The 18,449-nt window shown below is 39.4% G+C and carries 25 protein-coding genes; 23 read left to right on the top strand and 2 right to left on the bottom strand.

All coding sequences use genetic code 11. The annotated features are described in order from the left end of the window. From AB6D58_RS01790 to AB6D58_RS01740, 11 genes are all read left to right on the top strand, one after another. Positions 1 to 319, top strand: a 319-nt coding sequence (locus tag AB6D58_RS01790; protein WP_372156383.1) for a hypothetical protein, incomplete at its 5' end; no start/stop codon positions are given. A 133-nt stretch (positions 320 to 452) separates the two neighbouring features. Then, positions 453 to 671, top strand: coding sequence for a hypothetical protein (locus AB6D58_RS01785; protein WP_372156382.1), 219 nt, complete (start codon positions 453 to 455; stop codon positions 669 to 671). A gap of 349 nt (positions 672 to 1,020) precedes the next feature. Beyond that, positions 1,021 to 1,203 carry a hypothetical protein gene (locus tag AB6D58_RS01780; RefSeq protein ID WP_372156381.1) on the top strand — a complete coding sequence of 61 codons (183 nt, stop codon included), beginning with the start codon at positions 1,021 to 1,023 and terminating at the stop codon, positions 1,201 to 1,203. Between the two features lie 21 nt (positions 1,204 to 1,224). After that, complete coding sequence (locus AB6D58_RS01775; protein WP_372156380.1) at positions 1,225 to 1,812, top strand: hypothetical protein; 588 nt, start codon at positions 1,225 to 1,227, stop codon at positions 1,810 to 1,812. Between the two features lie 333 nt (positions 1,813 to 2,145). Beyond that, a complete protein-coding gene (locus AB6D58_RS01770) occupies positions 2,146 to 2,733 on the top strand; it encodes a hypothetical protein (RefSeq protein WP_372156379.1) in 588 nt (195 codons plus the stop codon). A 450-nt stretch (positions 2,734 to 3,183) separates the two neighbouring features. After that, positions 3,184 to 3,330, top strand: coding sequence for a hypothetical protein (locus tag AB6D58_RS01765; protein ID WP_372156378.1), 147 nt, complete (start codon positions 3,184 to 3,186; stop codon positions 3,328 to 3,330). 12 nt (positions 3,331 to 3,342) lie between these two features. Next, positions 3,343 to 3,546, top strand: coding sequence for a hypothetical protein (locus tag AB6D58_RS01760; protein ID WP_372156376.1), 204 nt, complete (start codon positions 3,343 to 3,345; stop codon positions 3,544 to 3,546). A gap of 74 nt (positions 3,547 to 3,620) precedes the next feature. Then, the gene (locus AB6D58_RS01755) at positions 3,621 to 3,761 is read left to right on the top strand and encodes a hypothetical protein (RefSeq protein ID WP_372156375.1); all 141 of its coding nucleotides are present in this window, start codon (positions 3,621 to 3,623) and stop codon (positions 3,759 to 3,761) included. A 503-nt stretch (positions 3,762 to 4,264) separates the two neighbouring features. Next, complete coding sequence (locus tag AB6D58_RS01750) at positions 4,265 to 4,927, top strand: hypothetical protein (RefSeq protein ID WP_372156374.1); 663 nt, start codon at positions 4,265 to 4,267, stop codon at positions 4,925 to 4,927. A gap of 44 nt (positions 4,928 to 4,971) precedes the next feature. Further along, positions 4,972 to 5,514 carry a hypothetical protein gene (locus AB6D58_RS01745; RefSeq protein ID WP_372156372.1) on the top strand — a complete coding sequence of 181 codons (543 nt, stop codon included), beginning with the start codon at positions 4,972 to 4,974 and terminating at the stop codon, positions 5,512 to 5,514. A gap of 443 nt (positions 5,515 to 5,957) precedes the next feature. Continuing rightward, a complete protein-coding gene (locus tag AB6D58_RS01740) occupies positions 5,958 to 6,299 on the top strand; it encodes a hypothetical protein (RefSeq protein WP_372156371.1) in 342 nt (113 codons plus the stop codon). A gap of 602 nt (positions 6,300 to 6,901) precedes the next feature. On the opposite strand, the gene AB6D58_RS01735 is transcribed toward AB6D58_RS01740, so the two are convergent. Then, positions 6,902 to 7,405, bottom strand: coding sequence for a hypothetical protein (locus AB6D58_RS01735; RefSeq protein WP_372156370.1), 504 nt, complete (start codon positions 7,403 to 7,405; stop codon positions 6,902 to 6,904). A 112-nt stretch (positions 7,406 to 7,517) separates the two neighbouring features. On the opposite strand from AB6D58_RS01735, the gene AB6D58_RS01730 reads away from it, so the two are divergent. The 12 genes from AB6D58_RS01730 (at position 7,518) to AB6D58_RS01675 (ending at position 16,832) form a co-directional block, all read left to right on the top strand. Beyond that, positions 7,518 to 7,862, top strand: a complete 345-nt coding sequence (locus AB6D58_RS01730; protein ID WP_372156369.1) for a hypothetical protein — start codon at positions 7,518 to 7,520, stop codon at positions 7,860 to 7,862. Beyond that, positions 7,846 to 8,109 carry a hypothetical protein gene (locus tag AB6D58_RS01725; protein ID WP_372156368.1) on the top strand — a complete coding sequence of 88 codons (264 nt, stop codon included), beginning with the start codon at positions 7,846 to 7,848 and terminating at the stop codon, positions 8,107 to 8,109. The genes AB6D58_RS01730 and AB6D58_RS01725 overlap by 17 nt, the downstream gene beginning before the upstream one ends. A gap of 308 nt (positions 8,110 to 8,417) precedes the next feature. Further along, entirely contained in the window at positions 8,418 to 9,161 is a 744-nt protein-coding gene (locus AB6D58_RS01720; RefSeq protein WP_372156366.1) for a hypothetical protein, read from the top strand. A gap of 153 nt (positions 9,162 to 9,314) precedes the next feature. Beyond that, positions 9,315 to 9,455 (top strand): hypothetical protein, encoded by a 141-nt coding sequence (locus AB6D58_RS01715; protein WP_372156365.1) that lies wholly within the window; start codon positions 9,315 to 9,317, stop codon positions 9,453 to 9,455. Between the two features lie 248 nt (positions 9,456 to 9,703). Continuing rightward, a complete protein-coding gene (locus AB6D58_RS01710; protein ID WP_372156364.1) occupies positions 9,704 to 10,021 on the top strand; it encodes a hypothetical protein in 318 nt (105 codons plus the stop codon). A 67-nt stretch (positions 10,022 to 10,088) separates the two neighbouring features. After that, positions 10,089 to 10,589, top strand: a complete 501-nt coding sequence (locus tag AB6D58_RS01705; RefSeq protein ID WP_372156363.1) for a hypothetical protein — start codon at positions 10,089 to 10,091, stop codon at positions 10,587 to 10,589. A 606-nt stretch (positions 10,590 to 11,195) separates the two neighbouring features. Further along, a complete protein-coding gene (locus AB6D58_RS01700; RefSeq protein ID WP_372156362.1) occupies positions 11,196 to 12,950 on the top strand; it encodes a hypothetical protein in 1,755 nt (584 codons plus the stop codon). Positions 12,951 to 12,961: 11 nt separating this feature from the next. Continuing rightward, positions 12,962 to 13,417, top strand: coding sequence for a hypothetical protein (locus tag AB6D58_RS01695; protein WP_372156360.1), 456 nt, complete (start codon positions 12,962 to 12,964; stop codon positions 13,415 to 13,417). A 373-nt stretch (positions 13,418 to 13,790) separates the two neighbouring features. Then, positions 13,791 to 14,360 carry a hypothetical protein gene (locus AB6D58_RS01690; RefSeq protein ID WP_372156359.1) on the top strand — a complete coding sequence of 190 codons (570 nt, stop codon included), beginning with the start codon at positions 13,791 to 13,793 and terminating at the stop codon, positions 14,358 to 14,360. A gap of 176 nt (positions 14,361 to 14,536) precedes the next feature. Continuing rightward, the gene (locus tag AB6D58_RS01685; RefSeq protein ID WP_372156357.1) at positions 14,537 to 15,802 is read left to right on the top strand and encodes a hypothetical protein; all 1,266 of its coding nucleotides are present in this window, start codon (positions 14,537 to 14,539) and stop codon (positions 15,800 to 15,802) included. Beyond that, complete coding sequence (locus AB6D58_RS01680) at positions 15,799 to 16,149, top strand: hypothetical protein (RefSeq protein WP_372156355.1); 351 nt, start codon at positions 15,799 to 15,801, stop codon at positions 16,147 to 16,149. The genes AB6D58_RS01685 and AB6D58_RS01680 overlap by 4 nt, the downstream gene beginning before the upstream one ends. Before the next feature lie 206 nt (positions 16,150 to 16,355). Then, the gene (locus AB6D58_RS01675; RefSeq protein WP_372156354.1) at positions 16,356 to 16,832 is read left to right on the top strand and encodes a hypothetical protein; all 477 of its coding nucleotides are present in this window, start codon (positions 16,356 to 16,358) and stop codon (positions 16,830 to 16,832) included. A 139-nt stretch (positions 16,833 to 16,971) separates the two neighbouring features. On the opposite strand, the gene AB6D58_RS01670 is transcribed toward AB6D58_RS01675, so the two are convergent. After that, positions 16,972 to 17,232 (bottom strand): hypothetical protein, encoded by a 261-nt coding sequence (locus AB6D58_RS01670; RefSeq protein ID WP_372156353.1) that lies wholly within the window; start codon positions 17,230 to 17,232, stop codon positions 16,972 to 16,974. Positions 17,233 to 18,449 lie beyond the last annotated feature (1,217 nt).

Raw genomic sequence — 18,449 nt, 5'->3', positions numbered from 1 at the left:
GGTCAACCTAACCCTGAGCAGCTACTTCGTTACTTACGCTATTGGTCTTTTATTTGGTATTCGGCACTACAAGAACCCGAAGTTTGCAGCTCAAAGGTTTGTAAATAGCTTTCTAATGGAATACTACGGTGAATCAAGAGCCGATTTCATCTTAAGCATTCCCCAGTTCGTACAGCGCATGAGGTTTGGCTGTCAGGTGAATATCATGGACACGTTAACAAGTAGTCGTGGTCAAACGTATCCTAAGTTTGCTATTACATGGTCGGAGTTTAACGGGCGCACCAAAACAAGGAAACAAAAAACGATGCAATATAACTAAGAGAACAGAGTTGAAAGGCATCATCAAGCCACACTATTTGCTGCTAAGAAACGAGCTGTTTTAACAAAGTCTAACTTGGATAGCTCAGCGCTTAACTTTGAATACGATTTAACTGGTTTGTAGAAGGAAACGGATGCCTAAGCCTCGCGGTAGGTTTGTCGGTCACAAGCAGTTTGTAGTCGATCCTAATTGGATTAAAAGCCAACAAGAGATTCGAGCTATCAAAGAGCGAAAGCGTTTTGTTGAGTGGTCGAAAAACTGGATTACGGTAACTTCTTTGCTCAGTACATTTTCTACTAGCAAACAGCTATCACTACTTAACGTCGGTTTCGGAACCAGATACTTTTTTTGATTTTGATACTTGGTCATACCCATTCAAGAGATCGTTTTTATCTCACGATATGGATTTGACGATTATTTCCTCAGTAAGCGGTGAATTCAAATTACCTGTAGTGGTATCAAGCCATGATCTAGAGAAATTAACGTCGAAACGTTAAGGGAAAAGTCGATGCGAACGGCAAATTTCGCAATTTTCATACTAAAAAATCTTGTGGGAAGCATTTCTTTTATCGTTGTAGTTGTATACTTGCTACTTCACAGCCACCTCTTACTAAAGACTTTGTTCGACTGATACCCGTGCATACGCTGATGAAGGTTTAGTTGACTCCATTAACGCAAATGGAGTCTTAAGTACAATAGAGTTGGATACATTACTTTGCAGTATCAAAGTGAATATGGAAGCGGAAGCAGGCAAGACGATGGAAGACAACTTTTACTCGGTAAGTAGAGAGTTTTCCATACGCTTTGAGAGTGGCGACGAACTTACCGTCAATCGCTACCAAAGCAAGCGTATAGAAATTTGTGTAATGGATAAGTGCGAATAGTCAAGAAGTAGGGGAAATGAAGTGCATCCAACTGAAAAATACTCAGATCAGTTAGTATTTGCTGCTGAAATGGCTCACAGGTTATTTGTTAATTTTACCCTCATGGACGGTGCATTAGATTCGATGCAACGTGATATGAATGCCGACTTTACCAAAGGTGAGTCAAGTTACATGGAATATGAATTTGAATTCGCCCAACTTGAACGACTTAAGGGCACGTACCTGTTGGCAATGGATACGTTCTTAACGCTGCTAAAGAAAGAAAGTGACTATCCGATTGTTATTAATGATGACATTGACTATAGCAATCCATACCGCAGCATTAGCGGTTATCCTGATTGGATTAACGAGGTATTTCCATACTTTCAAGATGCCGATTCAACAAGCAAGTTGATGCAAGCAGGCCACTGGAAGCTGATTAATCCAGACTACAACGATAATCTAGCTAAGAAGTATCAATATGATACGGAATTGATCATCGGGAAATGGATACCAATTTGTTTTATAAAGGTTTGGTGGCCTATAGCGGGGGGCTTTGCTGAAAATGGCTACATCGTAACAGACCGTCTTAATGATGATCTGATAATGCGTTTCGGACGTGAGTTTTAAGGGGAATAGAGCATTATTAAAAATGGTCAAACAGTACAGGTTTGCATTGATGGTGAACCAGCTAAGAACGCGGTAGTTTTAGAGCGTATCGAGCGTATCGAGCGTATCGAGCGTATCGAGCGTGACTATGGGGTTGTTTATGAGGTTCAGCTAGAAGGTAGTATCACTCCCATTACTAGGTGACATCTTGTAGTCTAATTTCCCTTTATGTGGCATAACGTATTGATTGTAAGTTGATTTAATATAAAAATGAATGCATCATCGAAGGATGAAAGACAACAATTTGTCGTCTAATTAGCGTTAGCTTGCTCAATGTACTGAATGGAGTCTTAAATGATTTATCAAGAATTCGATGGTTTCGCAGAACTGATTGGAAATTATACTAATACAAAGGGGAATTCTTTATATCATAATGTGACACTTAATATAGAAGGTGAAAAATATTCAACACCGTTAATATCTGCTAGTGGTGCTGCATCTGATTACTTCCGTCGAGGAAAAAAAGGAAAATATTTTTATATAAAATATGACGATTTAAAAGAAAAAATGCCTAAACAACAGGCTATTGATCAGCCTGACCTTGTTATTTATGCCGTCATTACAGAGGATGGTGAAAATGTATTTGATTTAAAAACTCTAACAGATTCTGAAATGATCCTAAAAAAACAAATGAAGTTATTATATATTTCCTTTTTCTCAATGTTACTTTTTTCGATAATTACAATCCCTTTCTTAATAGGAATCGCAGGCTTGATTTATGTGTTTATTAAATTTTTACCTTTTATAAAGTTAGCGAAAGAAGTTCAAAGAAGAGCGGATATAAACAATATAAAGAAGCATTTATCCGATAACAATTTTGATTTAAATAGTACCTTAGTAACTAAAAAATTTGGGTGGGAGAAAGCGCAAGCTAACAAATAAGGATTAAGCGCTACGTAGCCAGCGTTAAATCCCGAGTGTTGAACAAGCCCGTTGCCACTTCTTATAGTAAATTGTACGATCTGGAGTGGTGGCGTATCGTGATCTGCACCATCAATACTGGACACTAAGTTAAACGACTTTGCCATATCTGTAGTTATTGGTGATTTGCTAATTTAGCAAAGGCGCTGGCACGTTTATGTCCAAAAGCTTGCTAGAGATCGATCAAACTCTATGTGATCACTAGGCGATTCTGTCGTTAGCCTTTTAACAATACGAGAATGTAGTGTAACTTTCTTACATGCTGAAGAGATCAATATTGCCTTTCACCCAAATGTGACACCTTTTGGTGCTAATATTTGACATCATCTGGTTTTCTTACACAATAAGTTATTGATTTGTTTATGGGCTGTTGGACTTGTGTTTGTTTGATCCAGAGGTAGTAACGAAACAGTGATCTTTAACGAATCACAGTTGCTATCTAACCTTAAGGCCGTGTTTGTTGAGTCAGATTTTTCGCAACTGAAAGACGCACCTGGAGAGTTAATTGCTGTAAACGCATCGTTTAAAGTCATGCTAATGCAAGACAGTGAATCTTAGAGGGAGATTTGTATGCCAACAGTAAAGCAGTTAATCGTTACGTTTATTGCCCTTATGATAATCATGTCCATTCTCGTTGGGGTAGGGATTGCAATTTGGGGTGATAGTTTCAACATTAAAAAGTTCGGTCCTGTAAGTTTCATTACTGGATTAGCAGTGTTTTATTTGGTTGATAGGCATTTCGGTAATAAAGGAAAACTTCGAAAGGAAAATTAATAATCGGAGAAAATTGATGCTTTCAGACGTCAAAGAACAATTCAAACTCAATAAGGCCGATTAGAGGGAAAAGGATGCCGTCAGAACTTCACGAAGCACAGTGTTTACACGCTATCCGTTGGATGAAAAAACAGGGCTTTTCTGTGGTTGCTTCTAATATTCGAGCTGCTCAGTCTCGTGAAATCATCGACGCGATAGGTTTTCGTGATTCGTGATTCGTGCTCGATCGTGATTGAATCAAAAGTGCCTCGCGGTGACTTTTTTGATAAGAAGAAACCAGAACGTCAACAAGGAACTAAAGCACTTGGCACTTACCGTTTTTATCTTTGTCCTGTAGGGATGATTAAACCGGAAGAAGTAATACCGCTTGGTTGGGGGCTGCTTGTTTCGGATGGCAAGCGAGTAGTCGTGAATTTAAGCCTAAAGGTAATCTCTTGCCTAGTGCGAACTATGAACATTCAATTGGTGCTGATTGGATACCATTTCAACATGAGGTTAATTCGAAAGCGGAACGATCTATCTTATTTTCGTTATGTCGTAGGCTCGTCTCTAATCAACCAATCGTCAAATAAGGTATGTGTATGCAGAGCAAATACACATCTCCTTTTCCATCTCACCCACCCATACTGATCACCCTAATCAACAATTAGAATCCTTTTTGAACCCTTTATAATGGCCTTGAACTTATGACAAACTCATTATTAAGAGGCTCAATGATATGCAAACTACTACTACACTCTTATACCAAGACGCGCCTGTAGACCAACTAGGACTCGATTCCGTAATTGGTCCGTTTCATTTTTCAAGTGAAGAAGAAGCTATCGATCAACTAGCGACGTATGTTAAACGCCGCATTCATGACACATGTTCAGACTTGTTTGTTGACCACCTGATAGAAGAGGGTATCGTCACAGGTGAGCAAATAGATGCTCATGATTTAACAGAATTCGATGGCTTCTTAGCCTTCATCAAGGCCCATATCGAAAAGCTCTCAAATGAGTATCTAGTTAATTTTTATCAAAGTGTTCAGGGGGCAGATGACGACATGAAATTTGACTATGAGATAAACACTCATAGCGTTGTGAGCTGTAAGGAATCAGTAATGGCTGCAGATGTATTGAATATCGATGGTTACGGCTACTGTTCTATCGCTAAACCAAATACAGATGACGACCCTGGCAGCAATGAATACTCACCCCTTATCGAAGTATGGGATAGCGCTACATACTCGGGTGATAGTGACTTCACTTTTACTTTGGCTGATTTCAATGATGCCATTTTTTTGGAAGACGAAGAAGGTGAGTATTACTGGAAAATTAATTCACACAAAGTGGTCCCATTACACTTGAATAAGCAAGAAACCCAATTACCTAAAAGCTAGGTTTAAAGTATAATCATCGTCAATAACCAACTAAGGACAACTTTGTGACTCAATTTTTACCTGACCTAACTGCCTTTCTGATATTAATCGCAATTTCTCTGACTTTACTTTCGGGTAAAGAGAGGGTCACTGTCCCTTTGTGTATGATTATTACCTATATAACTATTGGTGTGATTGGAGAGGCTTATAGTGAATATAAATTCTACAAGGGTAACGTGACGTTCACTGAAGCCCTAAAAGCGACAGTTAGCAACCATCCAGCGGGTAACTCACTATATCCACATAACTTTGAAGAGCTTGTGCCCCACAAAGACCTTGAAAGTAAATATGGAGCTTTAGAATGTCCCTCTCAACTTACTTCAATACGAGAGTATGATCTATTCATGGAACCGAAAGATCCCAACCAAATTATAATGGGTGAATCTAAAGCTTTTGATTCACTCACATGTTGTCATTCAACTTCAAATTTCGGTGTTCCATATCAACAAGATGGAGAAGACTTACTTTTACGATGCGGTGACTTTCCTAAAGCATATATTGTGAAGGTCAATGGTAGTAACTACAGCGATCTAACGCGTAGAGATTAGAGAATACAAGGTAACTATAGAGGAAATGATATACTAAGATTTAACCCTATAAGCTTATTTATCGGCTTTGCTATCGCATTGAACTTTCTCGGGATATACACAAATCTGGACACTTGGAGTTGGTATGCTTTCGGTTTAGGCATCCTGATTGGTTTGCCGATTATCAGTTTGTGGTGGTCACATCGAATTGTCGGCCAGATATTGAGGTTTGGTTCAATTGCCTCTCTTGTGTACATAGCTATTTTTGGTGTTGATACACTTGAGATAAATAGGGTGGTTTTTAGTGGAATATTTATCGGAACTGCAGTAGGTTTCCCAATTGCAATTAAATTATACAAAACAAAAGCACTTTTAATACTATCCACATATCACTTACACAATGGTAGTCCGCACAAAGCCGATTTTTACAAGAATTTATACAAAAAAGAGATAATGAAATAACAATGGAATACTGGTTCTTTGGTTCGATGTTATTGCTATCAGCATTCATTGGCGTTGTAGTAGACCTTCGACTCTTTAAATGGCACAAAGAAGTAGATGAAAAGACTCTAATACAGTCAATCATCCTTGAAGCGTCCAAGTCACCTTTGGGGATTGGTTTGGCGTTATTATTTATAGAGATAGCTTTATCGTTGTCTGGTTACCAATTCGATGGCGACTTTAAACTTGTCGCAGATCTATGCTTTATGTTCGGATACTATTTTATCGTCTTGAGTTTGTGCTCTACTGCTTTAGCAATGGTTCTGCGGCACTATAACTATTTCCAAATGAAAGACCAAAATTAAAGAAATACATACATAGGAAATCCAACAGGTGAATAACTTTGACTTCGGTCGTTATGTGTGTATATTCAAAATATCCCTCAAGTAGTTGCGTTACTTGATTGATAACAAGTTCATGGCTTCAAGCCAACATAAACCTCGCCTTGCGCGAGGTTTTTTGTATCTACCTTTCCCCAAAATGGATAGACAAAATTAAGTGAATTGTTGATTCAATTGGCTATTCATCCCCGACCAAACAGGGACTATTCAATGATCGACTTAAAGAATCTAAAGCATCATCACTTACCTGGAGAGGGATAACTAGCCGGCAGTTGCGTTAAAACCACATTTGTAGCGCCTCAGTCAAACGCGCAAACCTAGGCTTTAACGAGTAAAGATGCTGAAGATGAATGTAAGGCGCTGGAAAAAGCCGATTATCGTGTGTTCGTGCTGAGTGCGAAAGGAGAGAGTCAATCTCTACAACAGACAATGTTGAAGATGATGAATGATAATTGCCGAACTAAAGATTTAGAAGTATTGAAGCATCTATAGGCGAGAAACATAACAAAAGAAAATATTTATTCCTAAAAGGCCCTCACACCGAAGGCCTTATTTTTTTGTGGATATCAAGGCTTGGGTTTGTGATCATACAACTCTTCAATGATCTCTTCGGTAGACCGTTTAGAGAAATCAGAGCTCAATTCTTGGGTTTTACCCAAAATACGTCTAGTTTCGCGGATGAAGAGCTCTTGAGCTTCCTCATCTTTCCCATTAAGCCAAAGTGTCTTCATATCCTCCTTCATTGAGGCGATCTCTTTTAGCTTTTCTTCTGCTGGTGGGTTTTCCGGGTCCGGGACCCATAAACTCATAGAACATCCGGCCTGCAGAGCTGTCACTACAACAAATATAAACGTAAAGCCTAACTGCAGTCGTGGTGGTATCAGTTCAAGTAAACTCAATGAGCAACTAACCATGAAAAGAGCTATCATCCATAAATATAGTGCTCTGAATCTACTGTGTAACCTGTATCCTTGGATAGTCCGACTCTTAGGTTCTACAAAATTCTCAACAGGTTGTTCACCAGATGGGTTATCTGAGCGTTTTTTTGGGTCATCATTCAATTTGGTCATTTGGTATCCCGGAGTAAAAGATTGATCGTCATAAGGAAAAGTTAAATATACCATTGTTTTGAGTATAATGGTCGCACATAATGAGAACAGAAACTTTTGAAAAGGTGAATGTATGAGACTCCCGAACTTACGAGAGTTTTCATTGTTCTTTCTCTTGATGGCGCCAGCAGCCATAGATTTATGGTTCGTAATAATGCACAACACGATTCTTAAATGGCCTGTAATGGTTTATTTGTGCGGATTCGTCTTTTTCTCATGGATAAAATCCTTGTTATCGATGTTTTTGCTCAATGGTGGTTTTTTCATACTGGTCGTGAATCTCCCAACGCCATTTGAACTAGCAATGACAAAACAATGGTATACGCCAGAGTTCGAATTAGCGTTAATTTTTGCAAGCCTTGTAACGCTTGGCGTATTTGCCATGACAGTAGAGAGTGAGAATGGATACAATAAATGAGAACTGGTCACCGTTTGGTAATGATGACGTCAAAACTCACATCATGCAGGCTCAAGCGGGAAAGGGACGTTCGTTAGTCAATGAACGTCTGAAAGAGGCATCCCGCAACAATGGGGGCCTTTATGTAAACGTCGAAAGTAAAGGTAGAGGATTGTTACCTTATGAATACGAACTGGCGCGACGATATCAATCGAATGCGCAAGGTCCATTACCAAGAGAACTCCGAAAAAAGGAAGGTAACTCTTAGCATTCAACCTTCTGATGGTAGAACACTGATTAACAGGCAGAGCAAACATACGATGGTTTCATCTAATGGTTACGCACTGCGCCATGACTATCTAATGGAAGTCTCGCAATCACTATTAGACGCGACTGGGGTCAAGCTACTTGCATGGCGGGAAAGGCCTATATCACACTTTGCGTTGGCTCCTTGGTTTGAATGAAAACGTTAGCAACATCAGTGTTCAATTTACTAAGTATCAGCCTCAAACATACAACCCAAACTATCTGAAATATTTTAGATAAAGGACAAAAACTTAACCGAAAGGGAAACATATGAAAATGCTCGCCACGGTAGGACTGCTAGGTACAGTGCTCGCGTTAACTGGTTGTGATGAAGATACATTCAGAGTCATCGACGATGTATATGAATGTACCCATGTCGAAGTGTCAGGAACAGAATATGAAGTGGTTGGTGTACCAACTCAAAATACAATCGGCTATTACAAAAATGGCTTGGTAACGCACTCTGAATGTACGCCATCATCGATCGTTCAAAACGGTTCAGAAACTACATACGCTTATTACCAGTACGGACAGCCAATTAATGGAGAAGATAACATCCACTCCCTTAAGTTTTGGTTAGCTTCTGATGGAACCGAAATGCTTGACGCTACGCGTATCTTCATTCCGCAAAATGGAGAATCCGTAACGAGAGAAGATGGTAAGCTCGGTTCAATCCAGTTGATGCATTGGACCAACACAATGGGTACTGTAACAGCTGAGAACTCATACAATGGGGCGTCCCTTCAACAAGTGCTGATTGAGTATGGTCAAAATAGCAAGGAACGAACATTCAACGATAATACGCAACAATGGGATTGTGTCTGGAAAGACAATGGCAGCATTCAGGCAACCGACCCTAGCTGTTCGAACGAGGCGGTTCTAGATACAACTCATCTAGGTGTTGTTGCTCTGGGGGATTGGTATTGGCAGGAGTTACAATCTGCAAGCAGAAGCTATAAAACAGATGAAGAAGATATCAAGCGTCATATCAATGATTACTACAGTTATTTCTAGTATTTAACTTCAATAGCTTTAATGCCTCCCACTTCAACGGGGGGCGTTAATTTTTAAGGAAAACGTATGACGTTTAAAAAAGCTTATCAAAACCTAAAGTCCCGCAAGCCGTTTGATCGCTTTATGAGTGTGCTTAGTTTAGTGATATAGCCAATGTCTCTGACTCTTGCATACGATAACTACCAACAAGGTAAGTTTGGTGTATGTGCTTGGATGCTCTTTTTGGCAGTGTTTATCCCCGGAGCGACAATCTACAATTTGACTAGACCAAGTAATCATACCGATCACCAGTAGTTACCATAAAGTGAAAGATCTCACTCGATTTAATGACTATAAATTTGCCAGATAAAGGATATATTAGTGACGGAAACTGAGTTTGAGTCAAAGGTCGAGGAGTTGTTCTATAAGTCCCCAATGAAATGCACTATGGGGAAAGTCAATTCAGATCTTACTTCTGCAGAGCACGCCGTTGTTTATGCTAACGGCAAGCCGGTATTTGTGACGGGCCTCATAAATGATCCAACATCAATAACAAAAGCAGGTTGTCAGAAAACAAAGACTTTGCTTTATGTCTAGGTTACTTTGGCGTGACCATAGACTTAACACCTACGCTAACTTACGGCGCAAAGAAAGGAACAGAACTTAAGTGGGAAGAAAAGCAGTCCTTTATCGGTATCGATAATGGAGAGCACAATGTCGAGGGTACGAGGGCAATGATCACTTGTGGAACGAACATGACAAAAATCCCGCAAATAAGCTTTTTCATGTGTGTAACGCAGAGCATCGTTAGCATCTTTGATGACAGCTGTCCCGATTTGGGTGGTGAGTTACTGTTTCCGCCTCCCGCCAAGTTGCATTAATCGGAGGTCCCTCAACCAATAGAAGTCGCTCAGGACAGATTTAAAAAACTTAATAACGGAGAATATCGTGGCTCTAGATTTTACAAGTGAATCTCAACAAAAAGAATATATAGAAACCCGGCTGCAATTAGGTGGTAGCGTAATGACCACTGTATTTGTAGAGGGGGATGATGGTGAAGTCCGAGCCTTTGGGTTAGGTTTTAACACTACAGCAGAAAGAGATGACTGTATTATTACTATTCGCCAAGTCTTGAAAAAAATGCGTGCCAAGCAATACTCTTTCATCAGTCAGGTGCAGACCGGGACCTCCAAGTATGACGCCCAGCAATGCGTTATGTTTATCACATGCAAACGGAGTGAGGCGGGGCATCAAACTTGGATCTGGGAGCTTCAAACGGAAAATGGAGTAACCAAGCCAGTCAATCCATCGCGAATTGAAGACACGTTAGCTGAATTTTCTGAAATGTTTGATGAAGAACCTTTGAAGACTCTTTCTTATGCACAGCGTAAAAAAGTCGAAAAACGAGCTTTAAAAATGCTCATTGCTAAAGCTCAAAAGGTACATTAAGTTGAGGACGTTTTCAGATACAACTCTTCGCAGACGAATCCTGAGTTCAACTAAACTTGGTGATGTATTCGCTATTCGTTACCAAGGGGTAGATAGAACATATAATCGAACAAAGTCGGAATCAAACTAACTAACCAAGTTCTAGTTTTATAGAAATTGGTTCTAGAAGGGGTGTTTAAGTAATGAGTTACACCAAAGTAAGCAAAACCTCTCCAATGCTTTTTTTGTTGCAATCTCGCTGACTGAGCCAGAAGCTTTTAAGGCCAGAGAGGAAGGGAATCTTGCCTATTTCAATCTTCTTCCAAAGGATTGTTGGAAGTTTAAGGTTCATTTGATGCGAACAAATTCAAGAGCGAAAAACTAATCTCAACCCTGCAATGATCACTTCATATTTGGGGTGTTCATAGTATGAACGTCGTTCGTGATGTGAACAGTAATGGCCTAAATACTCACAAAAAAAGCAAATTTTCTTCTCCATATAATTTATTAAGAACGGCTTATCATATATAATTCGGTTTCTTCTTATCAGCTTTTAGGTACAACATGTACCTCCAACGCGCTGAACTACAAAATTTTGCTACGTTATAACTCCGAGGATATGAGTTCGTGTTGAACTTGATTGAGCCATCAAGGTTTTCAGGTTTCGTTGCCGAAACTTTGTCATACCTGTCATGCCGGCCAAAAGTAGATGATCTAGTAAATGGACCATTACATAATTTTTCACAAGTACGCGTAAAAGCCAGTAATGGTAACTATGAAACGTCATGCTTCTATAAGAGTGAAATGGAAAACCCGATATTGAGGGGTCTAACGCATTGGCAACAAGCAGAACCCTGTCATAAAAAGTCTGATGTAGTAAATCATTTAAATGACAGTGAGTTGTTCTCACAGAAGGTGACTTTTACTGGAGTGAGCTTTGAAAAATTTAATGAGCGTATTAACTTCAAACTTACTGACAGCATAGATGCTGAGATTGTTACTTTCGGGGTGACATTGAAACCTAAAACTCACCATGCAAGAAAGAAAAATAAAGTTCTTCGAAACCTATGTTGTTCGTACTATTTAGAGTTAGATGACATATATGATGTTGAAATAAATGTCACTATACACAATCATGATGAGGATATTCTCGCATCCAATCTGGAACTGTTAAGAGAGTCTGCTGCTTTAAATGAGCTGGTGGAACAAACTCCAGATAAATCAGGGCTTAAGTGTCATTTTAAGAAATTTACCTCGTATGTAAAAGGGCGTATTGATGACTTCAATAGCGAGGTGAGAGCATACAAACATTCATCTGAGACAAAGTATTCAGCCTTGGCTGAAAATTGGTTTGTACCATTGTATCCATACGTTGAAGATACATTGCCCAAAGCCTTTGAGGATATGAAGCCGATTTGTTTTAAAGCACGATACAATGAGAATGTAGAATGGTCACCATTCCATTCCGACAGCAATTTCAATGTTAGCGCGATGCCATCGAAGAACGCTGGTGGCAAATTACGCGGCATGCTCGAACAGTTCATACATCAAAATACTGTAGATTTCAGCATTAGAAGCCTTGTATTTGTCCCGGTGCAGAACTACGAACACCTTGAAGAGAAAGCACTACAGGTTACCGCCAATGGTAAATGCCTATTCAATATGGACCCCTTACCTTTGATCACTAAATGGAAGGGGAGCGACTTTAATGAGTATGGTTTTATAAATTCCTATGTGGACGCGTTAATTGAAATAGCCTTGCATGAGTGCAAAGGTGTTGCATTAGACGTACTCAAATCACATTTGCGTCAATTTAATCCGGTGGCCATTACAGAGAAGTACATTCGTAACCAAAAGATCCATACGACAAAGGAACTCATTAATGCAATGAGCGAAAGTACGGACGAACACCAAAATGTACTATCTAAGCATTTAAGAAGCTGCTTTCCAGAGATAGAATTGGTATTTGATGAATCTAAGCCATCAATTTACTCGTTGAAAAACACAACAATCTCAACGAACGACTTTATGGGGTCAAATACAGAGTTCTTAGTAACAATGGGTCTACAGATTCTTGCTTGTCAAAGTCAGATGAATGAAATGCACAATACTCTAAAACCTATTGTGCTACTGATAGAGACATCCGAGAAAAATAAATGCAACACAGCCTTTTCAAATATACTTAGATTGAATAGGAAGCTTGCTATATCGACTATTTATGTTCATAGTCAATTTGACGATGGAGGGAACTTAATCATCAATCGTTCTATGGAAGGAGCATCACACCATGTACTCAAAGAAGTAGCCCGAAAGGGAATCTTCTTAGAAATTGGAACTTTTATTGATAGCCGGGCTCCAAAGATGCCAGGTCTTGCTGCATAGATAACATAAAAATGAATAATACAATTAAACTTTCAAGAAACCTTGGCAATGGAAAGACAATTCAATATGAGAAGTCGTTTGCTGTGTATCCATCATCGTTCGTACAAGTACCAGAAAGTAATTACGAAAATGCGTTGAGCTATATATCTGGGATGCATAATAAATCGATATACACCGATGGTGAAGAATACACTTTCATCATACCAGAAGAAAATTCAGAACTGATTTCCCTAGTTTGTAATGAATTCCAAGGCAATGTGATTTCTACAGGTCAGTGCAAAGACCAAGAATTTGTTACAAAAGCAATAGCCGATGGCGGTATAGAAGCAAAGTTGATCAATCTAGGGAATTCTGTAATTGGTCTTGCTGGTACGGCGGACGAAATGATACAGAAAGCCAAGAACTACCCAATCGAAACACTAAAGACATGGGCAATCCTATACCGGAATGCAAGATCTGTTCATTAAAAAGCTCGCCTTTGTCTGGACTGCTATAAGAGGTACAGATACACAGAATAACGTCAGTATGTTGATAATCTGCCTTCCTGATCGTTAATGGTTGAAATGAAGTCTATAAGGTTCTTGGTTAATATGAAGAGACTCAATATCGAAATTAAGTAGTATCCTTTTATGCATCGGCTTACAATTAGCTTAAGCCGATGTTTTGGGAACCGATAAGATAATGAGAACGACATTTAGGCCTTGGTCAAGGGATGTTGCCTTATATTGCGAGGTACGACTCTAACCCATTGATAACCATTCATCAGCAAAAAAGGAGCAGGCAATCTAACTAGTTGCTTAAACCTACATTCAGTTCAATTCAGAAAGAAAGGCCGTTTACATGGATAAAGCCGTTTTTACATCACCTGCACCGACGCAATTTGCCTTGTATCTATCAGTGGTACAAATGACTTCAGAAGTGGCTAAGAGCACCAATGCAACATCGGAAGAAAGTAACTTTGACTTACTAAAGAACGCGACAGATATTCTAATGACCTCAGTTAAGCACTTAGCTGACACACATGGTCTTTACCATGAGATGAATTATGAATCAGGCACAGTCATCTATCGCTACGAGTACGAGACGGATGAAGCCGATGAATACAAAGATGACTACAATCGCTTTGTTGAGTTTCTTTCAGTAGGTTTGAAGATTGGTCTTCATGCGAAATGCTACATTGCACCAGACTGGGGCGATGACAATGTTTTACCACAAGATGCTGAATTCCTAAGCATGAAAGCAGAGTTAAATGACTATCAACTCGAAACGTTTAACCGCCACATCTCAGAACGATGGGACTTTGCGACACTAGATGAACTTCCTACATTCGATGTTGACGAAAACACTTATGAAGAACTTAAGGCTCTTTACAAGCCGATTCTTCCGATAAAAGGAACCTGGGCTAAATAAACTCAGCACCGTTAACTAGGCTAGCAATTTTGCTGGCCTTTTTTTTATCCCTATTTTCGACAAGAGTCTGAACAAAATGAATGAACATGAGCAAGATAGAAGTCTTTGACTTGAATTTGATGTAAAATTGTTCACCTACCCCTTCTTTGACATATACATCTTAAAAAGGACTTGTGATGACTCCGAGCTGGACTCTGCACGCCAAAGGAGCAGACTTAAGTACAAAACCATTACGTGAAATGCCTAATGTTTGGTGGGCAGTTCCTGAGAAACGTAACCACACCGCTACTCAAAAGAAGCTACAAGCCATCTATGAGGCAAATCATGATATAAGATGCGGCTGTAGTGGGGCCCGTATGTTTGTGCGTTATTTACAGTCGGGACGCTACACAATCGTAAATCATCCAGTGGAAGGTCGTCACAACAAGCAGTGCAAGTTCTACACGGACATAAGTGGTGAGATATCTGATAGAGAGTTTGGTGGAGACGCAGAGTTCAAGGAAATACTGACTTTTTGCTATCACGCTGATATCAGATCGACCGATTCTTCTGAACAGAACGTAATACGCAACACCTCCGATTTATCCAAACAGAAGCCGCAGCCTAAGCTCCTCAGATTGATGAACCAATTGTGCTCAGAAGCTTTCATGCACACCTATACAAAACCATTCCAGAAGCTTCCATTCAACAAGAAGAAAGGTGAGCTTAGAACTTTTGCACGCCTGAGAGAATCAGCGGCCAATATTAAGTTCGGTGCTAGCACCCTCGATCATTTCATTTATTACGGAAAGCAAGGTGAGCAATACGCTCAAAATTCCCTGCATTCTAAACAGTGGAAAGGCGCTGGTCGGAGGCATGTTTTCCTAATTGAGATGGTAGACACAATAGAAGAAAACTTCAGCGAACTCCTATTTGATGGTGAGCCAGCTTTCTATGAAAGGATCATCCGACCGGGTAGAAAAGGAACTTCTGGCCCCTATTTAGTTTTATCGTCAGTTGTTGAGGATGACGGTGATCTGTTTAGGCACACCGCTTGTGTAAAGCCTATCGTTTCAAGAGAAGTGCCTATGCTGATAGATTCAAACCATGAGCGAAACATGGCATTGGCGCTTATTTACAATATCAACGAATACTCTGACCGAAGTAAGAATGACTACTGGAGCCTCCAAAAACCCCTGATACCAAAACCAAGCAAAGACGGGGAGCAAGTTCTACCTGACTTCATCTTGACTCATAAGGTAAACGGAAAACAAGCATACCGAGAAATCATAGAGGTTATGGGTACCGACAATGAAGACTACGTAGAACGCAAGAATCGATTAATTCCTGAAATGAAAGAGAAGTTCTATTCAAAACAGCTCGTCGAAGTAAAAGCCTACATACCTGGACGATTAGAGTTATACGCCGATAAATTACGTGATTACATGATGGGGCTCCAATGACAGAACATATTGAAATAAACCTAGATAAGCCTGTAGAGGCACCAGTAGTGGATTCAAGCCTAACCGAGCTCTTAGTCGATTATTATGGCAAGTGGCCTGAGAGCGCTTTGAGTGCTACACAATCGTATGATGGTGAAGTTGTCTGGTGGCAAGTTAGCAAAGAAGAAATAGCTGCAGTAATAAGTGAACATAAACCAATCAATAACGACTTATTACCGTACATAGGGGTCGGTCATGTTGTTGATTCAGATTACCCTGAACTCGATAATTATGCTGTATGTGCGTCAGATTGGAGAGGATCTATCGTTAGTGCTGAAGAGTTCATAACGATGAAGGGAACCAGATGATTACTTATAGTATAGCTGCAGTTTGGTATGCGGCATTATTCTTATCATTGATGTTTGTTTCTCTACCTTTATTTGTCGCTGGTGGAGTAGCTGTAAGGTTAAACGCTCTTACAAAGATACTAAAATCCAATACTCATTGAGGTGATTAAGATGGTTCATAAACAAATGAATTGCCAGTGTTATGCCTTTACTAGTGGCGGTGCATTATGTTTTCAGTACGTTTACAACAAGGTGATGCAAGCATGACTTTAAAAAAATTCCTACCGCCGTACTTAATGTACATGACGACATTCCATTTACTATATTGGGCTTCAATCATTGGGTTGCACAACTTAACGATTGACTTAGAACTTGCGCGAGCTGTTTTAGGCGATGGCCTAGTTTACATGTTGATAATTTTTCTACCGATAGCAAACAGTGGCATACGTTCACTTAAGATTCTGTTGTTTTCTATGCCAGTAATACTGGTATGTGTAGGTTTAAAATATGCCATTGGTGCATCTGTCCTGGGTTATGAGCATTACAACTATAACTTTGAAAATATGAAAATGCTCAGCGAAGCAGTAGTTTCTATACTCATCCATGTAGTTTTGGCAGCTTTTGCATTTTGGGTTACAAATAGGAATGAGCCTAGATTAAGGTTCTTTAGGCAATACAAAGGAGAAGAGGTTGTAAGAACCTAATCATAAGGCGCCATTAATAAAACTATATCAATAAGAGAGAACGACTTAGGTCGCTACCTCGCGCTACCTCAAATTGGAGTCCTGAGACGCTTGGGACTTGATAGTGCAGTAGTTCACCAATCCACCTCTTTATTGTCTATTACCGGTGCTTCCGCGAAACATGTTTTCTTGATTTTGCATCGAACAACAAACTATCTACTTCTGCCATTCCAGATGTGATGAATGCAATTTCGATAAACTCTGATCCAAACATTACTCGAGTTGTTTCGACCGTTACAGGTGTAACCCGGTTAACTTTACGAAGTAAACTTGCTGGCAGTTGACGTTTTTCACTCATAAAGTTAAAGGCAAGGGGATTGCGCAAGCCATCCTCCAAAACCTCACTTAGTAACATACTCAAAACAACCTCTTTGAATCAACATTTGTAGACACAATAAATATAGAAATCAATGATACAGGTTTTCTAGTCTAAAGACTCTATATGTGATGTCGCACATAATAATTTGTGACTTGGAAGGAAAATTTAAACACATTGCTCGATCAAATAAACGGTAAAATTACGAAAAACGTAAATTTCGAACTTTATAATAAATTCTCAATAAGTAATTGTATTCTAAAAAACTTCAAGATTAGATGTTTGATGTTGCTAATGTGTTAAGTGATATTGACTATTGCTGTTCATTAAACAAGCACATGTTTGGCGGTGTAATCGTAAAAGTTTAGATACAACTAACGTTTAAGTGATAAAATCATTGAACAAGTAGAAATAAGAGAGTCATATAAGGAAGATCAGTGATAAAAAAACATTCCTATCAATTTGCCAAAACACGAGTTATGTTTGCTCTGTTTAGCACACTATACCTAATTTCGCTGCCTTTCAGTCAGGGGGGAACTTTAGTTGCAAGTTTATGTACAATAGTGTTTTCAACAGTTGCGCTATGCATTTGGTATAGATGCACGATAAACGATTTAGTAAAAGGTATCGTTGAATATTATTACACTGGTTGGCAGATCATGTTGGGATCAATAGTGAATGTCTTCAGAGATTAAACGATTCGCAAAAGTAAATAGCTAGTTGTAAATTACTCAATTAGCTATAGACCACCTCAGCATTCCCAATACTGTGTTCGTACACATTATCACTCTTCGAAAAGCAAGCATCTTCTAAGATGCCCTCAGCTAGTGACTTCAATACAGAACAGTTAAATGATGGGACGACAGAGCAAAAAGCATCTCTCAAAACTTTCTCTATGTGCAGCTTAATGAGCTTGCTCTGAATAGGAGAATTTAAATCTAACCTATTCACAACAATCGTCTGAGTGAAAGAAAGCTCACCGACGATATGCCATTTATAGCGTTCCAAAACGAACGACTCTGATTTACCAGCAGAGACCTTGATATGCTCCATTTGAGCGTCAAAACAACACATAACAAAAACATTGCCAGAATCGGTGATTAGAGAAGTGAATCGTTGGTTCAATATTATGCCCTTAAATCATGAATTAATGATAATAGATGTTCAATTGATAGCTTGTAAGGCCCTCTGAAACCTCCAAATTAGTAGAGAACGATTTCGCTATGGTGAACAGTCCTTGTCGTCGTATCAAGCTGTTTTCG

Origin of the sequence: Vibrio sp. 10N.239.312.D08, assembly GCF_041466145.1 — a bacterium.
In the GTDB taxonomy this organism is placed as follows: domain Bacteria; phylum Pseudomonadota; class Gammaproteobacteria; order Enterobacterales; family Vibrionaceae; genus Vibrio; species Vibrio crassostreae_C.
The sequence above is the reverse complement of the archived record's forward strand: the minus strand, read 5'-3'. Positions and strand labels throughout refer to the sequence as shown.

What these genes read in the sequence shown, in the direction of transcription:
- AB6D58_RS01770 (WP_372156379.1), top strand. Translation starts at nt 2,146, where the DNA reads ATGATTTATCAAGAATTCGATGGTTTCGCAGAACTGATTGGAAATTAT.
- AB6D58_RS01685 (WP_372156357.1), top strand. Translation starts at nt 14,537, where the DNA reads ATGACTCCGAGCTGGACTCTGCACGCCAAAGGAGCAGACTTAAGTACA.
- AB6D58_RS01760 (WP_372156376.1), top strand. Translation starts at nt 3,343, where the DNA reads ATGCCAACAGTAAAGCAGTTAATCGTTACGTTTATTGCCCTTATGATA.
- AB6D58_RS01755 (WP_372156375.1), top strand. Translation starts at nt 3,621, where the DNA reads ATGCCGTCAGAACTTCACGAAGCACAGTGTTTACACGCTATCCGTTGG.
- AB6D58_RS01730 (WP_372156369.1), top strand. Translation starts at nt 7,518, where the DNA reads ATGAGACTCCCGAACTTACGAGAGTTTTCATTGTTCTTTCTCTTGATG.
- AB6D58_RS01720 (WP_372156366.1), top strand. Translation starts at nt 8,418, where the DNA reads ATGAAAATGCTCGCCACGGTAGGACTGCTAGGTACAGTGCTCGCGTTA.
- AB6D58_RS01785 (WP_372156382.1), top strand. Translation starts at nt 453, where the DNA reads ATGCCTAAGCCTCGCGGTAGGTTTGTCGGTCACAAGCAGTTTGTAGTC.
- AB6D58_RS01740 (WP_372156371.1), top strand. Translation starts at nt 5,958, where the DNA reads ATGGAATACTGGTTCTTTGGTTCGATGTTATTGCTATCAGCATTCATT.
- AB6D58_RS01735 (WP_372156370.1), bottom strand. Translation starts at nt 7,405, where the DNA reads ATGACCAAATTGAATGATGACCCAAAAAAACGCTCAGATAACCCATCT.
- AB6D58_RS01750 (WP_372156374.1), top strand. Translation starts at nt 4,265, where the DNA reads ATGCAAACTACTACTACACTCTTATACCAAGACGCGCCTGTAGACCAA.
- AB6D58_RS01695 (WP_372156360.1), top strand. Translation starts at nt 12,962, where the DNA reads ATGAATAATACAATTAAACTTTCAAGAAACCTTGGCAATGGAAAGACA.
- AB6D58_RS01690 (WP_372156359.1), top strand. Translation starts at nt 13,791, where the DNA reads ATGGATAAAGCCGTTTTTACATCACCTGCACCGACGCAATTTGCCTTG.
- AB6D58_RS01715 (WP_372156365.1), top strand. Translation starts at nt 9,315, where the DNA reads ATGTCTCTGACTCTTGCATACGATAACTACCAACAAGGTAAGTTTGGT.
- AB6D58_RS01725 (WP_372156368.1), top strand. Translation starts at nt 7,846, where the DNA reads ATGGATACAATAAATGAGAACTGGTCACCGTTTGGTAATGATGACGTC.
- AB6D58_RS01675 (WP_372156354.1), top strand. Translation starts at nt 16,356, where the DNA reads ATGTTTTCAGTACGTTTACAACAAGGTGATGCAAGCATGACTTTAAAA.
- AB6D58_RS01680 (WP_372156355.1), top strand. Translation starts at nt 15,799, where the DNA reads ATGACAGAACATATTGAAATAAACCTAGATAAGCCTGTAGAGGCACCA.